The organism is Mycolicibacterium sp. XJ2546 (assembly GCF_053483195.1).
Genome location: NZ_JBEFRW010000020.1, coordinates 1 through 19,302, shown reverse-complemented (window position 1 = coordinate 19,302; position 19,302 = coordinate 1). Strand labels below are relative to the sequence as shown.

The 19,302-nt window shown below is 65.3% G+C and carries 20 protein-coding genes; 6 read left to right on the top strand and 14 right to left on the bottom strand.

Annotated features, from left to right (window positions below):
* Nucleotides 1-20: 20 nt before the first annotated feature.
* From ABQE44_RS23040 to ABQE44_RS23030, 3 genes are all read right to left on the bottom strand, one after another.
* Nucleotides 21-1,496, bottom strand: coding sequence for a FadD3 family acyl-CoA ligase (locus tag ABQE44_RS23040; RefSeq protein ID WP_448432066.1), 1,476 nt, complete (start codon nucleotides 1,494-1,496; stop codon nucleotides 21-23).
* Nucleotides 1,493-2,683 carry an amidohydrolase family protein gene (locus ABQE44_RS23035; protein WP_448395510.1) on the bottom strand — a complete coding sequence of 397 codons (1,191 nt, stop codon included), beginning with the start codon at nucleotides 2,681-2,683 and terminating at the stop codon, nucleotides 1,493-1,495. Before ABQE44_RS23035 ends, ABQE44_RS23040 begins: the two co-directional genes overlap by 4 nt.
* Before the next feature lie 127 nt (nucleotides 2,684-2,810).
* Nucleotides 2,811-4,388: an AMP-binding protein gene (locus ABQE44_RS23030; RefSeq protein ID WP_448395511.1), complete on the bottom strand. Its 1,578-nt coding sequence runs from the start codon at nucleotides 4,386-4,388 to the stop codon at nucleotides 2,811-2,813.
* A gap of 100 nt (nucleotides 4,389-4,488) precedes the next feature.
* Here ABQE44_RS23030 and ABQE44_RS23025 point away from each other — a divergent pair, with 100 nt between their 5' ends.
* Complete coding sequence (locus tag ABQE44_RS23025; protein WP_448432064.1) at nucleotides 4,489-5,199, top strand: enoyl-CoA hydratase/isomerase family protein; 711 nt, start codon at nucleotides 4,489-4,491, stop codon at nucleotides 5,197-5,199.
* A gap of 40 nt (nucleotides 5,200-5,239) precedes the next feature.
* On the opposite strand, the gene ABQE44_RS23020 is transcribed toward ABQE44_RS23025, so the two are convergent.
* The 3 genes from ABQE44_RS23020 to ABQE44_RS23010 are packed head-to-tail and all read right to left on the bottom strand — an operon-like array spanning nucleotide 5,240 to nucleotide 6,358.
* On the bottom strand, nucleotides 5,240-5,761 hold the full coding sequence (locus ABQE44_RS23020) for a VOC family protein (RefSeq protein WP_448432062.1): 522 nt from the start codon (nucleotides 5,759-5,761) through the stop codon (nucleotides 5,240-5,242).
* Between the two features lies 1 nt (nucleotide 5,762).
* Nucleotides 5,763-5,942, bottom strand: coding sequence for a hypothetical protein (locus ABQE44_RS23015; protein WP_448400309.1), 180 nt, complete (start codon nucleotides 5,940-5,942; stop codon nucleotides 5,763-5,765).
* A complete protein-coding gene (locus ABQE44_RS23010) occupies nucleotides 5,939-6,358 on the bottom strand; it encodes a nuclear transport factor 2 family protein (RefSeq protein ID WP_448395515.1) in 420 nt (139 codons plus the stop codon). The genes ABQE44_RS23015 and ABQE44_RS23010 overlap by 4 nt, the downstream gene beginning before the upstream one ends.
* A gap of 50 nt (nucleotides 6,359-6,408) precedes the next feature.
* On the opposite strand from ABQE44_RS23010, the gene ABQE44_RS23005 reads away from it, so the two are divergent.
* From ABQE44_RS23005 to ABQE44_RS22995, 3 genes are read left to right on the top strand one after another with little or no spacing between them, the layout of a single operon-like run.
* Nucleotides 6,409-6,840: a Zn-ribbon domain-containing OB-fold protein gene (locus ABQE44_RS23005; RefSeq protein ID WP_448395516.1), complete on the top strand. Its 432-nt coding sequence runs from the start codon at nucleotides 6,409-6,411 to the stop codon at nucleotides 6,838-6,840.
* A gap of 14 nt (nucleotides 6,841-6,854) precedes the next feature.
* Nucleotides 6,855-8,009: a thiolase family protein gene (locus ABQE44_RS23000; RefSeq protein ID WP_448432060.1), complete on the top strand. Its 1,155-nt coding sequence runs from the start codon at nucleotides 6,855-6,857 to the stop codon at nucleotides 8,007-8,009.
* Nucleotides 8,010-8,061: 52 nt separating this feature from the next.
* On the top strand, nucleotides 8,062-8,523 hold the full coding sequence (locus tag ABQE44_RS22995; RefSeq protein WP_448432058.1) for an Rv2576c family protein: 462 nt from the start codon (nucleotides 8,062-8,064) through the stop codon (nucleotides 8,521-8,523).
* Here the strand turns inward: ABQE44_RS22995 and ABQE44_RS22990 are convergent.
* A complete protein-coding gene (locus ABQE44_RS22990) occupies nucleotides 8,439-9,125 on the bottom strand; it encodes a TetR/AcrR family transcriptional regulator (protein ID WP_448432120.1) in 687 nt (228 codons plus the stop codon). The genes ABQE44_RS22995 and ABQE44_RS22990 overlap by 85 nt on opposite strands.
* Nucleotides 9,126-9,295: 170 nt before the next feature.
* On the opposite strand from ABQE44_RS22990, the gene ABQE44_RS22985 reads away from it, so the two are divergent.
* The gene (locus tag ABQE44_RS22985) at nucleotides 9,296-10,576 is read left to right on the top strand and encodes a cytochrome P450 (protein ID WP_448395519.1); all 1,281 of its coding nucleotides are present in this window, start codon (nucleotides 9,296-9,298) and stop codon (nucleotides 10,574-10,576) included.
* Between the two features lie 95 nt (nucleotides 10,577-10,671).
* Here ABQE44_RS22985 and ABQE44_RS22980 read toward each other — a convergent pair whose 3' ends face one another.
* A complete protein-coding gene (locus ABQE44_RS22980; protein ID WP_448395520.1) occupies nucleotides 10,672-11,055 on the bottom strand; it encodes a hypothetical protein in 384 nt (127 codons plus the stop codon).
* Nucleotides 11,056-11,152: 97 nt separating this feature from the next.
* On the opposite strand from ABQE44_RS22980, the gene ABQE44_RS22975 reads away from it, so the two are divergent.
* A complete protein-coding gene (locus ABQE44_RS22975) occupies nucleotides 11,153-11,680 on the top strand; it encodes an Rv2253/PknI dimerization domain-containing protein (protein WP_448432056.1) in 528 nt (175 codons plus the stop codon).
* On the opposite strand, the gene ABQE44_RS22970 is transcribed toward ABQE44_RS22975, so the two are convergent.
* The 6 genes from ABQE44_RS22970 to ABQE44_RS22945 all read right to left on the bottom strand — a co-directional run.
* Nucleotides 11,681-13,327 carry an MCE family protein gene (locus tag ABQE44_RS22970; protein ID WP_448395522.1) on the bottom strand — a complete coding sequence of 549 codons (1,647 nt, stop codon included), beginning with the start codon at nucleotides 13,325-13,327 and terminating at the stop codon, nucleotides 11,681-11,683. It abuts the gene before it with no gap.
* A gap of 2 nt (nucleotides 13,328-13,329) precedes the next feature.
* Nucleotides 13,330-14,649: an MCE family protein gene (locus ABQE44_RS22965; RefSeq protein ID WP_448432054.1), complete on the bottom strand. Its 1,320-nt coding sequence runs from the start codon at nucleotides 14,647-14,649 to the stop codon at nucleotides 13,330-13,332.
* The gene (locus tag ABQE44_RS22960) at nucleotides 14,646-16,151 is read right to left on the bottom strand and encodes an MCE family protein (RefSeq protein WP_448432052.1); all 1,506 of its coding nucleotides are present in this window, start codon (nucleotides 16,149-16,151) and stop codon (nucleotides 14,646-14,648) included. Before ABQE44_RS22960 ends, ABQE44_RS22965 begins: the two co-directional genes overlap by 4 nt.
* The gene (locus ABQE44_RS22955) at nucleotides 16,135-17,244 is read right to left on the bottom strand and encodes an MCE family protein (protein ID WP_448395525.1); all 1,110 of its coding nucleotides are present in this window, start codon (nucleotides 17,242-17,244) and stop codon (nucleotides 16,135-16,137) included. The genes ABQE44_RS22960 and ABQE44_RS22955 overlap by 17 nt, the downstream gene beginning before the upstream one ends.
* Nucleotides 17,245-18,270: an MCE family protein gene (locus ABQE44_RS22950; protein WP_448432050.1), complete on the bottom strand. Its 1,026-nt coding sequence runs from the start codon at nucleotides 18,268-18,270 to the stop codon at nucleotides 17,245-17,247.
* Nucleotides 18,267-19,302 (bottom strand): MCE family protein (locus ABQE44_RS22945; RefSeq protein ID WP_448395527.1); only part of this gene is annotated, 1,036 nt, incomplete at its 5' end. The genes ABQE44_RS22950 and ABQE44_RS22945, both read right to left, overlap by 4 nt.

Below are 19,302 nucleotides of genomic sequence, written 5' to 3'. Positions count from 1 at the left end.
TTTACGGGCTGTGCTTGCGCTCAGCCGCTGTTGTCCTGAAGGCGGTCCTTCATCACCTTGCCGGTGGCGTTCATCGGCAGTTCGTCGAGGAACTCTACATATCGCGGCACCTTGAAGCCCGCCATTCTTTCGCGGCTCCACGCGATCAGGTCCTCGGCACTCACCGCGCCGGTGCCATCCTTGCGCACGACGAACGCCTTGCCCACCTGGCCCAACCGCTCATCGGGAACCCCGATCACCGCGGCCTGCACGACACCGGGATGCTCCAGCAGAAAGCCCTCGATCTCGGCGGGATAGGCGTTGAAGCCGCCGACGATGAACATGTCCTTCTTGCGACCGACGATGCGCAGACGTCCGGAATCGGTGAACTCGCCGAGGTCGCCGGTGTGCAGGTAGCCGTCGGTGTCGATCGTTTCCGCGGTCGCGACGGGGTCGTCGAGGTAGCCCTGCATGACGCCGTAGCCGCGCACGAGCACCTCGCCGTCGTCGGCGACGCGCACCTCGATGCCCTCGCACGGTAACCCGGCGGTGGTGGCGACGTCCTCGAACGAGTCGCCAGGGCGCGACAGCGTGACGTTTCCGGTCTCAGTCAGGCCATACCCCGTCATCAGCGTCTGGAACGGAAGCTCGTCGTGGATCCGGCGAACCAATTCCACCGGAATATCGGCGGCCCCCGTGACGGCCGCCCGTAACGTCGCGAGCCGGTCCTTGTCGTCGACGGCGAGCAGCGAGTGATACAGCGTCGGCGGACCGGGCAGCATGGTGATCCGTTCGCGCTCGACGAGGTCGACGACCCGGTCGATGTCGAACGCCGCGACCGGCACCATCGTCGCGCCACGCAGGAACGACGCCACCAGGCCGGCCTTGAGCCCGAACGTGTGGAAGTACGGGTTGATCATCAGGTAGCGGTCGCCCTCGCGCAGGTCGGCGAGCGTCGCCCACTCCTCGTACATTCGCAGAGTCTGGCGGTGGTTCATCCTTGCGCCCTTGGGCCTGCCCGTCGTCCCGGAGGTGAAGATGATGTCGGAGATGTCGGTGCCGTCGATGCCATCGCACACGAAAGGTTTACCGCTGGACAGAAAATCGGATTTCAGGTCGATCACGGGCGGTCGCCCGCCGGGCGTCGAAATAGGCACAGAGTAGTCCAGGCCGAGAAAGTCTTCTTGCACCAGAACGACTTTGGCGCCGCTGCGGCCGATGATGTCGGCGGCTTCCTCCGACTTGAACCGGGTGTTGACCGGAACCAGCACTCCGCCCGCGGTCAGCAGGCCGAAGGCCGCGATGATCCACTCCGCGGAGTTAGGCGCCCAGATCGCCGCCGGCTCACCTTTACCGATGCCTGCTTCGGCGAATGCCCCTGCCGCACAAAGGATCCGTTGCACCAGATCGACGTAGGACAAGCGCAGCGGACCGTCGACAACCGCTTCCGCGTCGCCGAAGCGGTCCGCTGCGCTCAAGACCATCTCACTGATGGTCTCCCAGCGTTCGTATGTCACACGGTGACGAGGCGGCCGAGGTTACCGCCCATGATCTTGGCCTGATCCTCCACCGACAGATGCTCGAGCGCGGTCACGTAGTGAGTGGGTTCGGCCAGACCTTCCGGATGCGGCCAGTCCGAGCCGTACAGCACCTGCTCGACGCCGATCAGGTTGATCAGGTCGTCGATGCCCTCCTCGTAGAAGGGGCTGACGTGGATGCGGTTCTTGATCTCCTCGATCGGGTTGCCGGGGAACGCCTCTGGCGCCTTCTTGTACACCTCGGCCATCGAATCCAGCAGCGGGAACATCCACTTCGACCCCGCCTCGACGATCCCCACCTTCAGCTTGGGGTGCCGGAACAGCGCGCCGTGAATCACCCACGACGCCACCGCATCCTGGATGGGGCGCCACTCGTTGAGGATGGACATGGCGTTGGTCTGGAACGGCAGCATCTCCTGGGCCTCGCCATCCCACTCGGAGGTGTAGCGCGAGTAGCCGCTGTCCGAGGAGTGCATGCCGATGAACACGTCGTACTCGACGCAGCGCTCCCAGAACGGGTCGAACTCGGGCAGCGCGAACGAACGCGGTCCGCGGAAACCGGGCACCGGAGCGGGGCGGATCAGGATGGCGCGGGCACCGCGCTTGACGCACCACTCCAGCTCCTCGATCGCCTTCTCGACGATCGGCAGGGTGATCACCGGGGTGGTGAAGATGCGGTTCTGGTAGTTAAAGCCCCACACCTCGTCGAGCCATTGGTTCAGCGAGTGGATGATGACGTGGATGGCGACGGGGTCGTCGCGCAGCCGCTCCTCGATCAGGCTGGCCAGCGTCGGAAACATCAGCGAGCGGTCGATGCCGAGCTCATTCATCAGCTCCAGGCGCGGGCCAGGTTCGAAGAACGCCGGGATGGACCGCATCGGCTCGCCGAACAGTTCACGCTTGCTCTTACCGTCCGGATTGCCGAACTTGAAGTACTCCTCCCACGCGCCCGGCTTGGCGACGTGAGAGAACGTCGGGTTGGGGATGTAGTTGCTGATCTGACCCTTGATCGCGATCTTGGTGCGGCCGTTGACCTCGACGTACTGGACGACGTCCTTGTACTCCTTCGGCAAGTACTTGGTCATCGCCTCCGGCGGTTCGTAGAGATGGTTGTCCGCATCGAACAGCGGAAACGGGATGTCGACCCGGTGCGAAAGTTGTCCCACGGAACACTCCTTTTCTTCTTACGAGAATCCTATTCTCATAAGCGTTCGGTTTGCAACGTCCATGTGTGCGTCGGGCGCGCCCGTTCAGTTCGCGAGAGTTACCCCAGGGCCGTGGGTCAACCTCACATCACGACCCTGGTGTACGCCTCGCGAGCGCAGGAGTGTCGGCCTCGTGCACGCGCTGACGGACCAAGAACTTCTGCACCTTGCCGCTCGCGGTGCGCGGAAAATCCTCCCCCTCGGGGATGCGGTGCAGTTCCTCGGGCCACTTCTGGATCGTGACGCCCGCCTGCCTGAAGTGCGTGCGGACTTCGTCGAGCGTCGGCATCCGGTGACCGTCGCGGATGCGCAACACGGCGGCGGTGCGCTCCCCCAACCGCGCATCGGGTGCGGCAACCACCACGGCCTCGGCAACGCTGGGCATGGCCAGCAGCACCTCCTCGACCTCGAGGGCCGAGATGTTCTCGCCGCCGCGGATGATGACGTCGGCCTTGCGGTCGGTGATGGTCAGGTAGCCGTCCTCGTCGAGCACGCCGATGTCACCGGTGTGGTACCAGCCGTCGTCGTCGAACGCACGCTTGGTGAGTTCGTCGTCGGTGTAGCCCAGGCACAGATCCGGTCCGCGGGAAAGGATTTCGCCTTCGTCGGTGAGCCGGATCTCCACACCGGGACGCGCGTTGCCGTCGGTGTAGAGCCGCTTGTCCTTGGGTGCCGACGGCCGCGATCCGGTGATCGACGGATGCTCGGTGCTGCCATAGGACCGGAACACGAACATGCCCATGTCGGCGAGTCGGCGCGTCACCGCCGCAGGCACCGTAGACCCGCCGAGACCGACGGTGGTGAACCGCGCGCGGTGCGCGTCGGTGCAGTCCGGGTGGTCGAGCAGGCTGGTGACGAAATATGGTGGGCCGCCGCCGATCGACACCCCCTCGGTTTCCATGAGTTTGAGTACCTTGCCCGGATCCCATACGTCGCACAGATCGATCGGCGCGCCCTCGAGGACCGGGATGAGAAACGCGCCGACCATGCCGATGAAGTGGCCGACCGGTGTGGCCGTCAGCTGCCTGCCGCGGTCTTTCGGGTAGTTCTCCAGCAGCTGGCGCGTCTCGAAGCCCAGGGTCTGGTGGCTGTGGATGACGCCTTTGGGCTTGCTGGTGGTGCCCGAGGTAAAGGCGATCAGCGCCGGGCCGGCCGGGTCGGCCGGCACTGTGCCGGGCATCGGCTCGTCGGCCAGCAGATCGTCGAAGTTCTCGCCCACCAGACCGATGACCGGGATGTCAGTGCACAGGTCGGGCGCGAACCGCATCCGGCCGAACTCCTCGGCGGTGACGAACACCTTGGGCCGCGAGGCGGACAGGATGTGGCTCAACTCGTTGCGGCCGTAGAAGTGCACGATCGGCACCACGACCGCGCCGAGGAACGTCGACGCCCAGAACGTGACGGCGGCTTCCATCCAATTCGGCAGTTGCATGGCGACCACGTCGCCGGGTCTGACGCCTCTGGCGCGCAAACCGGCGGCCAACCGACGGGCAGCGAGCTCCACATCGGCGAATGTGCCTGCGAACGGCCGGATATCGGAGTGCACGCAGAAGCCGGTGCCGGGATGAGCCGCCAGGTTGCGTGCCAGCAGATCGCCGAGCGTGTCCGGGGTCCACCACCCCTGTTGCTCATAGCGCGTCGTCAGCTCGACGGGGATGTTTCGCATCGACCTCTGCTCTTCGGGTGTTCTTCGCGCCACCGGGCCATCGGAGGCGATGCTATTCTCCAATTCTGAGAATGCCAATACCGCACATGGAGAATGGTTGATGGTCGAGCTCGAGTGGGACGGCGCGTTGGCGGTCATCACGATCGACCGTCCGGAGGCGCGCAACGCAATCGCGCCGCAAACCATGGAGCAGTTGGACAAGGCGCTCGACGGAGCCGAGGGTGCCGGCGCCTTGGTCCTCAAGGGTGCAGGCGATCGGGCGTTCGTATCCGGCGGTGACCTCAAACAACTGGCGGCCATCCGCACCGAGGAGGACGCCGCCGCGATGGCCTGGCGGATGCGCTCGGTGTGCGATCGGATCGCGGCCTTCCCCGCGCCCACCGTCGCCGTGCTGAACGGGCATGCGCTCGGCGGCGGCGCCGAGTTCGCGGTGGCTGCCGATATCCGGCTTGCCGCCGCCGACATCAAGATCGGCTTCAACCAGGTCGCGTTGGCGATCATGCCCGCGTGGGGCGGCGCCGAGCGGCTGACCGCGCTGGTCGGCTACAGCAAGGCGCTGCTATTGGCGGGTACCGGCACCATCCTCGAGGCCGCCGACGCCGAACGCGTCGGGCTCATCGACCGCGTACTGCCCCGCGAGTCGTTCGAGGAGGCGTGGCGAACGATCGCCCGGCAGTTGGCCACCCGTCCCGCCGGCCAGGTCAAGCGCGTGATGCGCGGCGTCTCGACCACCGAGGCGGTCACCGCGTTCGCGCGGTTGTGGGTCGCCGACGAGCACTGGGCGGCTGTCGACGACATGCGCGCGAAGTAGCGCGACAAGTAGCCGCTGCTGCTATCTCGGCGACATGACCTCAGCCGCCGAGGGTGCGGATCGGGTCGCCGCCGTCCCAGGCCGCGGCGGCGTCGCTGACGAACTGCGCCATGCCGGTGGTGATCTCGGTCAGCTCCATGATCTCGATGACGGCCGCCGGGCGGTTCGGCGGTTCGACGTAAGCGAACCGGGTGCCGACGTCCTCGCCGCCCGACCACACCACCGGCCAGCCCGCCGCCGACACCGCCTCCATGGTGGCGTCGAAATCGACTGCCCAGTAAGCGAGCTGGTGAAACCCTTCACCGCGCGCTGCCAAGAACTCAGTGAACACACTCGGCGTCTGGTCTTCTTGCTGGATGAGCTCGACCTGCAACTCGCCGCTGTTGGACAACGCCAACGACTGCGTGATCTGACACGGTTCGCCGCGATAGCTCGCAGTGAGCGTCAGCCCGCGCATCACGAACCACGGGCCGACACCAAGCTCTAGCCAGCCTGTCAACGCCCTGTCGAGATCGCTGACGACATAACCAATCTGGCGGACGGGGCCGGGCACGATCGTCACGTCAGCGTGCCCTCTTGACAACGAAGTCAGTGCACGCCGCGCTGATCATCTCGGCGAGCGTGCGGCGATCGACCGTCCACACCTGCGATGCCGTCGCTCGGTTGTTCTCGCCGATACCCTCGGATGCACCGGCGATCAGTGCCCATGGCCCGTACTTGTTGCAAAAGGGTGCGTCGGTCACGGCGCGGTGCCGGCCGCGCTCATCACCCGCGCGATGTTGGTGGTTCGCTTGTTGATGCGCCAGCCGTCGGCGGTGCGGGTGAGCTCGTCGTCGTAGTGGCCGAGGGCGTCGATCCAGCTGTTGGCGTCACCGGGCACCGCCATGAGCACCGCGCGCACATAGGACCGCGCGGTGGCCCGGTCGCCGTCGAGGTCGACGACGATGTTGGAGATCCGGTGATACGTCTGGCCCATGCCGTCGTGCACCTGCTTCATCAACTCGGTGAACCGGTCGGCATCGGTGAACGTGCCGAGGTCGCCGTAGTCGATGTCGACCTCGTCGGTCCAGCAGGTACGGAACAGCGCCCAGTCTTTGAAGTCGATACCGGTCGCGTAGCGAATCAGCACCTCGGCGATCTCAGCTTTGTCGGCGTACACGGCCGAAGGCTAGCACCTGTTCTCTCTAGACGAGAACGTCATTTCCAATTATGGTCAACCACGTGTCGACCCAAATTGCGCTCGCGCCCGAAATCTCCACCTGGCCCGACGAGAACCCCCAACTGATCGGAAGCAGTTGCGGCGCCTGCGGGGCCACCGCCTTCCCGGTGCAGCAGCGCTGCCCCAGATGCAGTGCGGCCGACATGTCGCAGGTCAAGCTGCCGCGTCGCGGCACGCTGGTGGCGTGGACGACGCAGGGCTTCCCGCCCGGCCCGCCCTACAAGGGCGCAGGCGGTAAGGACTTCGTGCCGTTCGGCGTGGGCCTGGTCCAACTCGACGACCTGATCCGCGTCGAGGGTCGGCTCACTGAGAACGACCCCGCCAAACTCCAGTTCGGCATGGACGTCGAGCTGACCATGGTGCCGTTCACCACCGACGACGACGGCAACGAGGTCGTCACGTTCGCGTTCAAGCCGGTCTAGAAAGGACCAACCGCATGGGCAACGCCACAAACACAGTCGCGATCATCGGCGTGGGCCTGCACCCCTTCGGCCGATTCGACAAGACGGCGATGGAGATGGGCGCCGACGCCATCCACGCCGCGCTCGCCGACGCGGGCGTGGAGTGGAAGGACATCCAATTCGGCTTCGGCGGCAGCTACGAGGTGTCCAACCCCGACGCCGTCACCCGCCTGGTCGGGCTGACCGGCATCACGTTCACAAATGTGTTCAACGCGTGCGCGACAGCGGCCAGCGCGATCCAGCAGACCGCCGACACGATCCGGTTGGGCAAGTACGACATCGGTATCGCGATCGGCCTGGACAAGCACCCGCGCGGCGCGTTCACCGACGATCCGGCCAAGCTGGCGCTGCCGCAGTGGTACGCCGAGAACGGACAGTTCGTCACCACCAAGTTCTTCGGCATGAAGGCCAACAAGTACATCCACGACCACAACATCAGCCAGGCCACGCTGGCCAAGGTGGCCGCCAAGAACTTCCGCAACGGGGAGCGCAACCCGAATGCGTTCCGCCGCAAGCCGATCTCCGAAGAGGAGATCCTGAACTCGGCGGTGCTGAACTATCCCCTGACCCAGTACATGTTCTGTGCGCCCGACGAAGGGGCCGCAGCCGTGATCATGTGCCGCGGCGATATCGCGCACCACTTCACCGATAAGCCGGTTTACGTGCGCGCCAGCGAGATTCGGACGCGCACGTTCGGTGCCTATGAAGTGCACGCGACGTCGGCGCCGCTCGACGAGGATCCCTCGCCCACGGTGTATGCGGCCAGGGCCGCCTACGAGGCCGCGGGCATCGGCCCCGAAGACGTCGACATCGCGCAGTTGCAGGACACTGACGCCGGCGCCGAGGTGATCCACATGGCCGAGACGGGCCTGTGCGCCGACGGTGAACAGGAGAAGTTGTTGGCCGACGGCGCCACCGAAATCGGCGGGTCGATGCCCGTCAACACCGACGGCGGGCTGATCGCCAACGGTGAGCCGATCGGCGCCTCGGGGCTTCGACAGGTCCATGAACTGGTGCGTCAGCTGCGCGGAGAAGCCGGCGAACGTCAGGTGCCGGGTACTCCGCGGGTGGGGCTGGCACAGGTCTACGGCGCACCGGGCACCGCATCGGCGACGATTCTGACCCTCTGATGCACAAGGCGATTCGGGCCTTTTCCCGAAACTATAGATTTAGGATTCGGAAATGATGTTCGCGCCGGTAGATCTCGTCAGTGCCCGACGTCGGCTGGTGTCGCTCCTGTCGGCGGTGCTCGTGGCGGGCGCCGGGGTGCTGGCCGCCGCCGCCACCTCACATGCGCAGCCGGCGCCACCGCCGCCTGCGCTGCACAACGTCAAGTACACGGTGTTCGCCGAGCAACCGTTCAACGTCGCGATCTACTACCGCGACACCGATCCGCCGAATTGGGCGGACTACAGTCACAATCCGTACGTGTTCAGCCCCAAGGTCGAAGCCCATGTCGGCCCCGACCAACAGTGGGTGCTCGACGTCATGCTGGCCAACCCCAACGAGTGGGCGATGGTCACCGCGACCAGCGGCCCGTCATCTGATAAGCCGAACATTCACTGCGTGCTCGCCGTGGACGGCGTCGTCGTGTCCACCGATGCCGGACCCAAGGGCGCGCTCTGCTCGATCCGTAACTGGTGACCGTCGCCGTCGACCTCGGGAGGTTCGCCCTCGAGGCGACGAAGCCACTGCTCGCAGAACTCCAGAATCTCCATGTGCCCGGTCGACATGCCGAGCGCTTGCTCCACCACCAGGGCCTGCGACACGCTGGTCGCGAACATGGTCCAGACCACCGGGGGCACGTCGGCGGTCTCGACGCCGTAGCGCGCGAGAGCGGCGGCGATCGCCTTGTTCTGCTCTTCGCGGAAACGTTCGGCGTAGTAGACGATCTCGGCGCGCAACGCCTTGCGGTGGTTGGCCAACCCCATGAATTCCATCGTCAGCCGGGTGGCCTCCGGCCGGGTGCTGAACCGCCACAGCGCCCACAGTGGCTTCGGCGACGCCAGGGCGTTCGACAACACGGTGAACCCCGCCTCGGCCATGCGGCGGAAGACCGCAAGAAACAGGTCTTCCATCGTGCGGAAGTAGTAGTGCACGAGTTGCGGTTTGAGGCCCGCTTTCTCGGCGACCCGGCGAGAGGTCACCGCGGCGTATCCCTCTTCGAGCAGCAGTTGTTCGGCCGCGTCGATCAGCACGCCGCGGTTCTTCGCTTCCGGCGCCCCGATTCTTCGCGCCGATGCCATCGCACTCCCCCACTTCGTCATTTCGGCTCCGACACGCAGATGTTAGACGCCGCCGGGCCGTGTTCTCTTGACCATGACTCTACCGCCATGCTAAGCAGGTGCTCAGCATATTTCGTTTCTCGCATGCGTGCGTCGGCATAAACCCTGGGTTCCTGGAGGAAGCGCTTCACATGACCACTGATTTCGACTCCGTCGACTACTTCACCGATCCTTCGCTGGTGCCGGACCCTCACCCGTACTACGACCACGTTCGTGCGAAGGATCCGGTGTGTTGTCCGATCAACAACGGCGTATTGGCCGTCACCGGCTGGGAAGCGGCCAACACCGTCTACCGGGACAGTGAGAACTACTCGTCGTGCGTCGCGGTGATGGGCCCGTTCACGCCGTTGCCGTTTCAGGCCGAGGGCGACGACATCTCCTCGTTGATCGAGCAGCACCGCACCGAGATTCCGATGTACGAGCACATGGTCACGATGGATGCGCCGCAGCACACCGATGCGCGCTCCATCCTCGCCCGACTGCTGACCCCCAAGCGGCTCAAGGAGAACGAGGACTTCATGTGGCGGCTCGCCGACCGCCACATCGATGAGTTCATCACCGACGGCAAGTGTGAGTTCCTGGCCGCCTACGCCAAACCGTTCTCGCTTCTGGTGGTCGCCGACCTGCTCGGCGTTCCCGAGTCCGACCACAACGAGTTCCGCGAGGCGTTTGGTGCCGAGCGGCCCGGAACGAACATCGGCAGCCTCGACCACGAAGTGATCGCCGAGAACCCGCTGGCGTGGGCCGACGAGAAGTTCGCCCGCTACATCGAGGAGCGTCGCGAATCACCCCGCGACGACGTGCTCACCTCCATCGCGACCGCGAAATACCCGGACGGCTCCACCCCGGAGGTCATCGACGTCGTCCGCACCGCCACGTTCCTGTTCGCCGCCGGCCAGGAGACCACCGCGAAACTGCTGGGCGCCGCACTGCGGATCCTCGGCGACCGCCCCGACATCCAGCAGCAGTTGCGCCAGGACCGCAGCCTGATCCCCGTGTTCATCGAGGAATGTCTGCGGATGGACAGCCCGGTCAAGAGCGTGTTCCGATTGGCCCGCAAGACAACGACTCTCGGTGAGACGCCGGTGCCGGCCGGCACGACGGTGATGGTCAGCCCGGGTGCGGCCAACCGTGACCCCAAACGGTTCGACGACCCGCACGAGTTCAAGTTGGATCGGCGCAACGTCCGTGAGCACATCGCGTTCAGCCGCGGCATCCACTCGTGCCCGGGCGCGCCGCTGGCCCGGGTGGAGGGCCGGGTGTCGATCGAGCGGATCCTGGATCGGATGATCGACATCCGCATCAGCGAGGAGAAGCACGGCCCGATCGACGCACGAGAGTACGTCTACGAGCCGACGTTCATCCTGCGCGGCCTCACCGAACTCAACATCGAGTTCACGCCGGCGGACTGAACCTGGGTGCTCACCCCCAGCGCGAGCAGACGCAAAGGGTCCCAATCTCGTCGAGAAATGGGCCATTCTGTGTCTGCTCGGCGAGAAAAGCGGGACTAGGCGTTGCCGCCGTACTCCCAGGCGGTTCTGCCGTCTCGGGTATTGCAGCTGAGGAACAGTCCGTCCGGCGCCTGGGCGACGTCACCTTCCATTCCCACGCACAGCGCGCCCTCGTTTTTGACCCCGTGCATCTCGGGTGAGCGGAACCAGCGCGGTTCGTAGCGACGCGGTGAACCGCAGAACACCAGTCGACCCCACGACGTCACCCCGAACACGTAGTGGGTGGTGTTGCTGCAGTAGGACCCCAGCACGATGCCTGGCGCGATGCCGGGGGTGCAGGCCGGGTTGTTGCAGTCGGCCGCGGGCGGCGGTGGTGGCGGCTGAGCGGGCGCTGACGGTGCAGCGATGACGGTGCCAACCGTCGCCAAGGCAGCAGACATTGCGCCGATAAATCGCACCAAGCTATCTTCACATGTCGCGGAACGAAATTCTCGCTTTCGGAGAAGACAAGTACCGGCACCGCGATAGGCTGACCGTATGCGGAAAGTCGGTGCAGCGGGCCTGGTGTCAGCGGCTGTCGTCGCGAGCGGTGTCGTGCTCGGAAGTGTAATCGCGGTGGCGCCGGCGCACGCGTCGGATTACGGAGTCGAACTCAACGGCACCTATCGGGTGATGTCAGATGGCGAGTGGGCCAGGACCAACGAGGTGTTGATCGACCAGGAGACCGTGATCGAGACCTGGACCGTCGCCACCGATTGCGTGAGCCCGATCGAATGCGAAGGCACCGTCGTAAGCGACCGGGGCTGGACCGGCACGGCGCGCCTCGAAGACTTCTGGTACGTCGACCACGACATCCCCAACTGGATACCGTGCCCCGACGGCACCTTCGCCCCCGGACATCAGAAGTTCATCCTGTTCGGCATCGACCCCACCACCAGCGAACGGCAGACGAAGAACATGACCTACTTCGGGGGCCGCAATCAGACGAAAGGGCCAAGCGGCGCCTGCGGGGTCAACAAACCCGTGGTCATCGAGATGCCCGTGCGGATGGAAAAGATTTCCTGATCAGTTCGGCAGCAGGTCTTTCCACGACCTGGGCTGCGCTCCCGCTGTCACATTCTTCAGCTGCTCCACCCGGCCGTCGGGTGTCAGGTATTCACCCGTCTCCGGGTTGTAGGTGGTAACGGCCACCGACGGCCCCGCCGCGGAACCGTTGCCGCCGTGCGCGCTTGGCGTCGCGGGCACCGCACCGTCCGGGGCCGGCGGTGCCGGGATCGGCGTCCCGTTCACCGAGTTGCCCGGCGGAGGCGGTGGCGGAGCGACCGGCGGCGGCGCGACCACAGGTGTCCCCTGCGTACCGGGCGGGGAAACGGGTGGCTTACCGCGCGGAACCGCACCCGGCGGCAGCGGGGTGCCCCCGATCGGGGCGTGGATCCGCTCCTGGAAATCCACCCGATCATCGACCGGGATGCCCTGCGAGATCAGGTTCGGGTCAATCGGATACGCACCCGTGTAGTGCTGGCGGATGGCCAGCGGCTGATAGCCCTTGGGGTCATCGCAGAGTTGGACGGTGGGGGCCCGCTTACCCGGATGCTCGATACACGGGTAGTTACGGGCACCGCGGACGCTGATCGGAGAGTCCTGCGGCAGTTTGCAGTACAGCCCGTCCGGGGTGTCGATCGTGGTTACGTCCTCGGGATTTCGCCACTGCGACGGCGGTAGGAAGCCGACCGTGCACGCTGGCGGGTCGCCGATGGTCAACGCGAAATCGCCCGACGGAAGCCCGGTGGGGTTGTTGGTCGGAAGCCCGAACGACTGCTGGGCCGCGATGATTCCGGGGAAGATGACGATCAACTGTTCCAGCGACGGGTTGTACGTCGCGAGGACCTGGCCCACGGTGGTGAGGTTCGCCAGCAGGATCGGCAGCGTCGGCTTCACATCGGTGAGCAGCTGCGATACCTCTTGGGCAAAGCCGGGTCCACGCTGCAGCAGCGCGCGGATCTCCGGATCGTTCTGCTCGAGCTGTTGTGTCACACCCGACAGGCTGCGCGCCCACGTCCGGATTGCATCGGCGGTCTCCACCTGTGAATCCAGAAGGGGCCCAGTGTCGTCGATCAGTGACCGCGTCTGGTCGGAGACGGCGTTGGCGTCGCCGGTGATCGTGGCCGCGGAATCGAGCAGCGACTGAAGATCGGGCCCTGCGCCGTTGAACGCCTTGAACGACTCGTCGAGCAGGTCGTCGATGCGGTCACCGGGGATGCTGTCGACCAGCTTGCTCACCTGATCGAGCATCGGTCCCACTTCCTGCGGGATCGTGGTGTTCTCCACCGGGATCACCGAGCCGTCCTGCAGGTACGGACCATCGTCGGTGCGGGGACGCAGGTCCACATACTGCTCACCGACCGCCGAAACGCTACGGACCTCGGCCTGCAGATCCGCGGGGATCTTCGGCGAAGTGTCAAGCGACAGCGTTGCTTCCGCGCCGTCCTCGGTCAGCGCCACCGAGGTGACTTTGCCGATCTGCACACCGCGGTACGTCACGTTGCCGAAGCGGTACAGCCCGCCGGCGGCCGGCAGTTCCACCTTCACGGTCAACCGGCCGACACCGAGCAGGGTCGGCACCTGCATGTAGACGAACAGCATCACCGTGACGCCGACGATTGACGCGATGGTGAAGATGATCAGCTGGTTTCGAACGAAACGGGTCAACATCGTCAGCGACCGCCTTCCACCGGCGGTGCCGGCAATCCAGCTTGCGCTTCGGCTCCGTATGGTCCGGCGAAGATCTGTGACGTGGTGGTCACCGGCGCCGACGGCAACCAGGGCGCGGCCGGCGGTGGCGGGGACACCGGCAGCAACGGTCCGTTCACCCGCGGCGTCACCTCGCCCGGCGGCGCATCGGGCGGCGGCGGAATCCCTTCGGCGGGCGGGGGCGCAACACCCAGCGTCATCGGGCTGTACGAGTAGTTCGCCCAGTACGGATCCCCAGGTGCCGGAATGAGTTTGGCGTTCTCGTCGCCCCACCGGGTGCCAAGCAACAACGTCTTCTTCAGCCGCGGATAGGTCAGGTCGAACGTGGCGAACAGGTTGATGTAGTCACCCCTGGTGATCCGGTCGGCGAACGTCGGACCATAGGGAAACGCGGTGGCCCACAACAACGCAAGGTTCAGATCTGGCCCGATGTCGGCGATGGCACCGAGGGCTGGGCCGAGGTTCTCCAGATCCTTGACGAGGTCATCGCCCGCGTCGTTGACCAACGTGGTGGCGGTGTCGCCGAACTGGCCGAGCTTCTCCAGCGCGGTGGTGAGGTTGGGGCGTTCCTTGATCAGCACATCGATCGCCGGCGGAATCTCCTTGAGCGCACGGTCGATCACGTCGCGTTGCCCGGCGAACGTACCTGCGACCCGGTTCAGCTGCGTAATGGTGGCGATGATGTCATCACGTTGGGTGTCGAGTACGCCGATGAAGTTGTCGAGCCGCGTGAGCAGTTCGCGGATTTCGGGTTCACGCCCCGAGATCGTGGTGCTGAAGTTGTGGATGACGTCACCGATCTGGCCCAACCCGCCGCCGTTGACGACCATCGACAACGACGACAGCGTGCGTTCAGTGGACGGGTAGGTCGATGATTCACTGAGTGGAATGGTGGCGCCGGGTTGCAGCCGGCCGCTGGGCTCTTCGCCCAGCGGCGGGTTGAGCGCCAGATGCATAGAGCCCAACAGGCTCGTCTGCCCGACAGAGGCCACCGCGTTGGCCGGTATGACGACGTCGGGTTTCACCGAAACCTCGACGTTGGCATGCCAGTTGTCCACGGTCATCTTGCCGACGCTGCCGACGACGACGTCGTTCATCATCACCGGCGAGTTGGATTCCAGCGTCGCGACGTTCGCAACCTCGACGTGGTAGGTGACCGCGTCCGCGCCACGGCCCACCGCTCCGGGCAACGGCAGTGAGTTGATGCCTTGGAACGAACACCCGGTCAGACCGATGGCAGCGCACGACACTGCGACGGTCAACCGCTTGATCCCGATGATCATGACGGCGGCGTCCCTTCAGCCGGCAGGAGTGGGGTGTTGGGTGGCACGGGCCCAGGTGGCGCACCTGGCGCCGGGGTGGGCGGGAGCAGCATTCCCTCGACGGTCTGCGGCTGCGCCGGGATGTTCGAGACGATGTGGGGCGGGCCCGGAATCGGTGCACCGGGATACAGCGCCGGCGAGGGGGTCGCGGGAGCGTCACTGTCGGGCATATAGATTCCGGGCGGCCCCGGTGGCGCTCCCCAGCCCGGTGGCGGTGGCACATCGCCCATGCCGGTGTAGGCCGACACGGTCGGCGGTGGCTCGGGCGGATCGTTCGGACCCGCACCGCCGGGCGCTAGCTTGGGGTCGGTGTAGATGATCCGCTCGGGGTTGACCGCAGGTCGCAGGTAGGCGTTGATCGGCAACGGGATCTGATTGGCGCTGAGCAGTCGCATGGCCGGACCGAGATAGTTCGCGCAGAGTTTGGCCGTCTCGGGTGCGGTGGTGTTCGCCACCGCACCGATCATGCTGCAGAAGAACAGAACCGGGCTCGAGAAGTTGTTGAGGGAGAACGCTCCGGTCACCGCGCCGCCGTTGGGATAGTAGATGTTCTGGAAGTTGGCGATCGCGTTCGGCGTGATGTGCAGGACGTTCTCCAGATCGGTCTGGTGGTCGACGAGAACCTGGGTGACGTTGGCCAGCCGCTGGACCTGTTCAGTGGTCTCGGCGCGGCTGCCCGCGACGAAGCGCTGCACCTCACCCATCGCTACCGACAGCTCGGAGACCGCCGCGTCCAGATCGGAACGGCTCTGGTCGAGCACACTGCTCAACGTGGCCAGTCGGTTCTCGAACAGCACGATCTGCTGCTTGCTGTCGCGCAGCGCGCTGACGAAAACCTGCAGGTTCTTGATGATATCGACGATGTTGCCGCTGCCTTCGGCGAAAACCCGTGCAGCGCCCGACAGTTGGGCCAGCGTCTCACGCAGCTTTTCGCCGTTGCCCTCTCCGAGCGCGTTCGCCGCGCTGTCGATGAATCTCGACACCGAGGTGTCCGACACCCCGGTTTGGGGTCCCAGTTCAGTTGCCAGCCGCATCAGCTGGTCCTTCACCTCGTCCCACTCGACGGGGACAGCGGTGCGGTCAGCGCCGATCACGGCACCGTCGCGCATTTTCGGCCCGTCCCCGTTGCGATAGGCCGGTGTGAGCTGGACATAGCGGGCTGCGACGAGGTTCTGCGCGACGATGACGGCCTTGGCGTCGGCCGGAACGGGCACGTCGTGGTCGATCTCGAGGGTCATCTTGGTCTGGGTGCCCTCGGGCTTGATGGCTGTGATGGTGCCGACGGCCACACCTGCAACCCGTACCTCGTCGCCGGGGTAGATGGCGGTCGCGGTCGGGAAGTAGGCCGTGACGGTGTACGGACCGAAGAACGCCTGTCGGGCGAGGTAGACCGCGCCGGCGACCAGTCCGACGGCCAGCAGGAGCGCCGTGCCGGTCGCCAGCCGCTTACGGGTTGCCATCATGCGGAAGATCTCCTGGCTGCGGAATGCTGTTGACGGGGAACGGGAGCTCCGCGCGTGGCCCGGCGTTGTCGGGCGGCTGGCCGGCGTCCACGCCGCGGCGGAAGCCGAAGGCGTAGTCCATGAACGGCTGGAGCAGGTCCGGCGGTAGCGGAATCATGTTGGGGATCAACGCGTTGTAGTACGCCCCGTTGGACACGATTTCGCCTTGGGTCAAATAGTATTTCGACGCACCGGGCAGCATTTTGGCGAGGTTGTCGCGGTTCTTCTCCAACATCGCGGTCACCTCGTTGAGGTGCTCCAGGATCGGCGTCAACTGTTCCTCGTTGTCGGCAACCAGAGCCGTCAGTTCCTGCGACACCGTCGCCGTGTTGGCGAGCAGCCGGGTGATCGCATGACGACGCTCGTTGACCACCGCCAGCAGATCGTTGGCGTTGAGGATCAACGCGTTGACCTGCTGGCTGCGTTCGGAGAAGATACCGGTCACTTCACCCGCGGTCTTCAACAGCTCAGCCAGGCTTTCGTTGCGGTTGTTGAGCGACCGCGACAGCCGCGACAGCCCGTCGAACGTCGGTCCCAGCTGCGGGGCGATCTGGTCGAGGGTCTCGGCCAGAGTGTCCAGCGACTGGTTGAGGGATTCGGTGTCGGTGGCCGCGGTGTTCGCGGTCAATTCGCTAACCGCATCGGTCAGCGAATACGGTGACGATGTACGCGTGGTCGGAATGACCTGACTGCGGTCTAGCGTGCCGCTTCCGCCGGACTCCAGAGCCAGCACCCGCTCGCCCAGCAGCGTTCCGGTGCGGATGTGTGCGGTGGTGTCCGAGCCGAGCGCGTAGCGGCCGTCGATGGTGAAACCGACCAGCGCGTCGCCGTTTTCGAGTTCGATCGACGAAACCGACCCGACTTTGATGCCGGACACGGTCACGTCGTTGCCGACGCTGAGCCCGCCGGCCTCGGTGAACAGCGCTTCGTATCGCAGCGACGTCGCCCACTGGTACAGCCGTTCGGGCTGTAGCCCCACGGCGATGACGAGGATGATCAGGACGACGCCGATGAAGCCTGCCCTGATGAGTTGGGACCCGCGGTATTTTTGCATTTACTCGTCCACGCACCTTCCCGTTTCTTGCTTGATCCATGGGAAGACCACGGTTTCGCCCTCGAGCGAACTCGCGCGGAAGGTGACCCCGCAGATGTAGTACGGGAAGAACGCGCCGTACGAGCCGACCCGCGCGAGCTTGCGGTAGATCTCGGGTAGGCGCTGGATGGTGGCGTCCAGGCGCTCCAGGTCGTTGTTGACCAGCGGAGCGAGCCGATCCAGCGAATCCACGGTGTCTGCAAGCGGTTCACGCGCCCGTCCCAGCAGATCGGCTAGTGATGCGGTGCCGCTGTCCAGTGCGGTGATCGCCTCGCCGATGGGATCGCGGTCCGAGGACAGCCCGCTGACCAATTGCTCGAGCCGGTCGATCGCACCTGAGAACTCGTCACCATCTGTTGCCAGCGTGTCCAGCACTATCCGGAGTTCGTCGATCAACTGCTCGATGACCGCGTTGTTGTCGGCCAGCGAGTTGGTAAACGTCGATGTCTTCGAAAACAATGATTCCAGCGTGCCACCCTGACCCTGCAGAATCTGCACCAGCGAGCCGGTGAGGGCGTTGACGTCTTGTGGGTTCAAGCCCTGGATAACGGGTTTGAGGCCGCCGAGCAGCAGGTCGAGGTCCAGTGCCGGCGCCGTGCGGGCCTCCGGTATCTGGCCGCCGGCCGGCAGGATTTTCGCCGCACCTGGGGCGTCGACGAGCTCGAGATAGCGGTCCCCGACCAGGTTCAGGTAGCGGATCGTTGCCTTGGTGTTCGTCGTCAGTCTGGTGTCGCGGTCGGTGTCGAACGAGACCAGAACCTTCTTGTCGTCCAGCAGCGACACGCTGCGCACGGTGCCGACGCGGACGCCGGCGATACGCACGGTGTCGCCGGACTCCAGCCGGGAGGCATCGGTGAAGACCGCCGAATATTCTTCTGTCGCTCCGGTTCTCGATTCGCTGAACACGACGAACAGGAACGCGGTCAGCACCGCCATGACGACGCCGAACACCAGGAATTTGATCAGCGTGGGAGTTGAGCGCGTCATCCCGGCATTCCAATCTGGGCGGTGTTTCGCGGCGGCCCGTCGAGCGGCCCGAACAACCAGTTCTTGAGCCCCTCGGAGTTCAGCAGGATGCCCGAGTTTCCGTACTGGGCGGGGTTGGAGCCGACGTCGCCGACGACCAATGGCGGGACGAAGTTCGGCGGCAGTTCCGGCAGGCCGAGCTCCGCACAGTAGTCGGCGCCGCCGCTGCTGGCCGCGACCTTCGGCAGGTCCCCGGGATAGCGGTAACGCTCGACGCCGAGCGTCAGACCGGCGTTCACGAGGACGCCGGAATACTGCGGCGGGGATTTGGCGAACGGGACGAGGCCGCCGATGCCGCACCGCACCGACTCGCGGTAGTCGTTGAGCAGCGTGGTGGTAGGCACGAGCACCTGGGCCACGTCGGTGAGGGCTGCGGCGTTGGAGCCGATGACGTCGTTGCCGATATCGGCCAGACCGATTGTGCTGATGAGAAATTCGTCGAGGTTCTGCTGTTCGTCGACGATGGAGTTGCTCACCGCAATGGTGTTCTGGATGGTCGAGAGCAGGTCCGGCGCCGCATCACCGTAGGCGTCCAGAGTCGGGACGGCGGCCTCGATGTCGTGGGCCAGGTTCGGCAGGCTCGGTTCGATCTTGGCCAGCAGCGCGTTGAAGTCGACCAGCGTCTTGCCGATCTGCTGTCCGCGGCCGTTGAAGGCTGTCGCGATCGCCCCGAGGGTTTCGTTGAGCTTGGCCGGTTCGATCTTGTCCAGCACGGTAACCAGCTGTTGGAACACGGTATTGACTTCGACCATGACGTGCTCGCCTTGGAGCACCTGGCCGGCGTGCAGCGTCTGCTGTGACGGCTGCCGCGGGGCGTCGAGTTGGACGAACTTCGCGCCGAACAGGGTGGAGGACGCAATCTCGACGTTGACGTTTTCGGGGATGAGGTGCAGCTGCGAGGGGTCCATCTCGAGCGTCAGCTCGGCGGTGCCGTCTGGGCGTGAGGCGATCGACTTGACGCTGCCGACTTGCACACCGCGCATCTTCACTTTG

What these genes read in the sequence shown, in the direction of transcription:
- ABQE44_RS23030 (WP_448395511.1), bottom strand. Translation starts at nt 4,388, where the DNA reads ATGCGAAACATCCCCGTCGAGCTGACGACGCGCTATGAGCAACAGGGG.
- ABQE44_RS23025 (WP_448432064.1), top strand. Translation starts at nt 4,489, where the DNA reads ATGGTCGAGCTCGAGTGGGACGGCGCGTTGGCGGTCATCACGATCGAC.
- ABQE44_RS23005 (WP_448395516.1), top strand. Translation starts at nt 6,409, where the DNA reads ATGGTCAACCACGTGTCGACCCAAATTGCGCTCGCGCCCGAAATCTCC.
- ABQE44_RS23000 (WP_448432060.1), top strand. Translation starts at nt 6,855, where the DNA reads ATGGGCAACGCCACAAACACAGTCGCGATCATCGGCGTGGGCCTGCAC.
- ABQE44_RS22995 (WP_448432058.1), top strand. Translation starts at nt 8,062, where the DNA reads ATGATGTTCGCGCCGGTAGATCTCGTCAGTGCCCGACGTCGGCTGGTG.
- ABQE44_RS22990 (WP_448432120.1), bottom strand. Translation starts at nt 9,125, where the DNA reads ATGGCATCGGCGCGAAGAATCGGGGCGCCGGAAGCGAAGAACCGCGGC.
- ABQE44_RS22985 (WP_448395519.1), top strand. Translation starts at nt 9,296, where the DNA reads ATGACCACTGATTTCGACTCCGTCGACTACTTCACCGATCCTTCGCTG.
- ABQE44_RS22980 (WP_448395520.1), bottom strand. Translation starts at nt 11,055, where the DNA reads ATGTCTGCTGCCTTGGCGACGGTTGGCACCGTCATCGCTGCACCGTCA.
- ABQE44_RS22975 (WP_448432056.1), top strand. Translation starts at nt 11,153, where the DNA reads ATGCGGAAAGTCGGTGCAGCGGGCCTGGTGTCAGCGGCTGTCGTCGCG.
- ABQE44_RS22970 (WP_448395522.1), bottom strand. Translation starts at nt 13,327, where the DNA reads ATGTTGACCCGTTTCGTTCGAAACCAGCTGATCATCTTCACCATCGCG.
- ABQE44_RS22965 (WP_448432054.1), bottom strand. Translation starts at nt 14,649, where the DNA reads ATGATCATCGGGATCAAGCGGTTGACCGTCGCAGTGTCGTGCGCTGCC.
- ABQE44_RS22960 (WP_448432052.1), bottom strand. Translation starts at nt 16,151, where the DNA reads ATGATGGCAACCCGTAAGCGGCTGGCGACCGGCACGGCGCTCCTGCTG.
- ABQE44_RS22955 (WP_448395525.1), bottom strand. Translation starts at nt 17,244, where the DNA reads ATGCAAAAATACCGCGGGTCCCAACTCATCAGGGCAGGCTTCATCGGC.
- ABQE44_RS22950 (WP_448432050.1), bottom strand. Translation starts at nt 18,270, where the DNA reads ATGACGCGCTCAACTCCCACGCTGATCAAATTCCTGGTGTTCGGCGTC.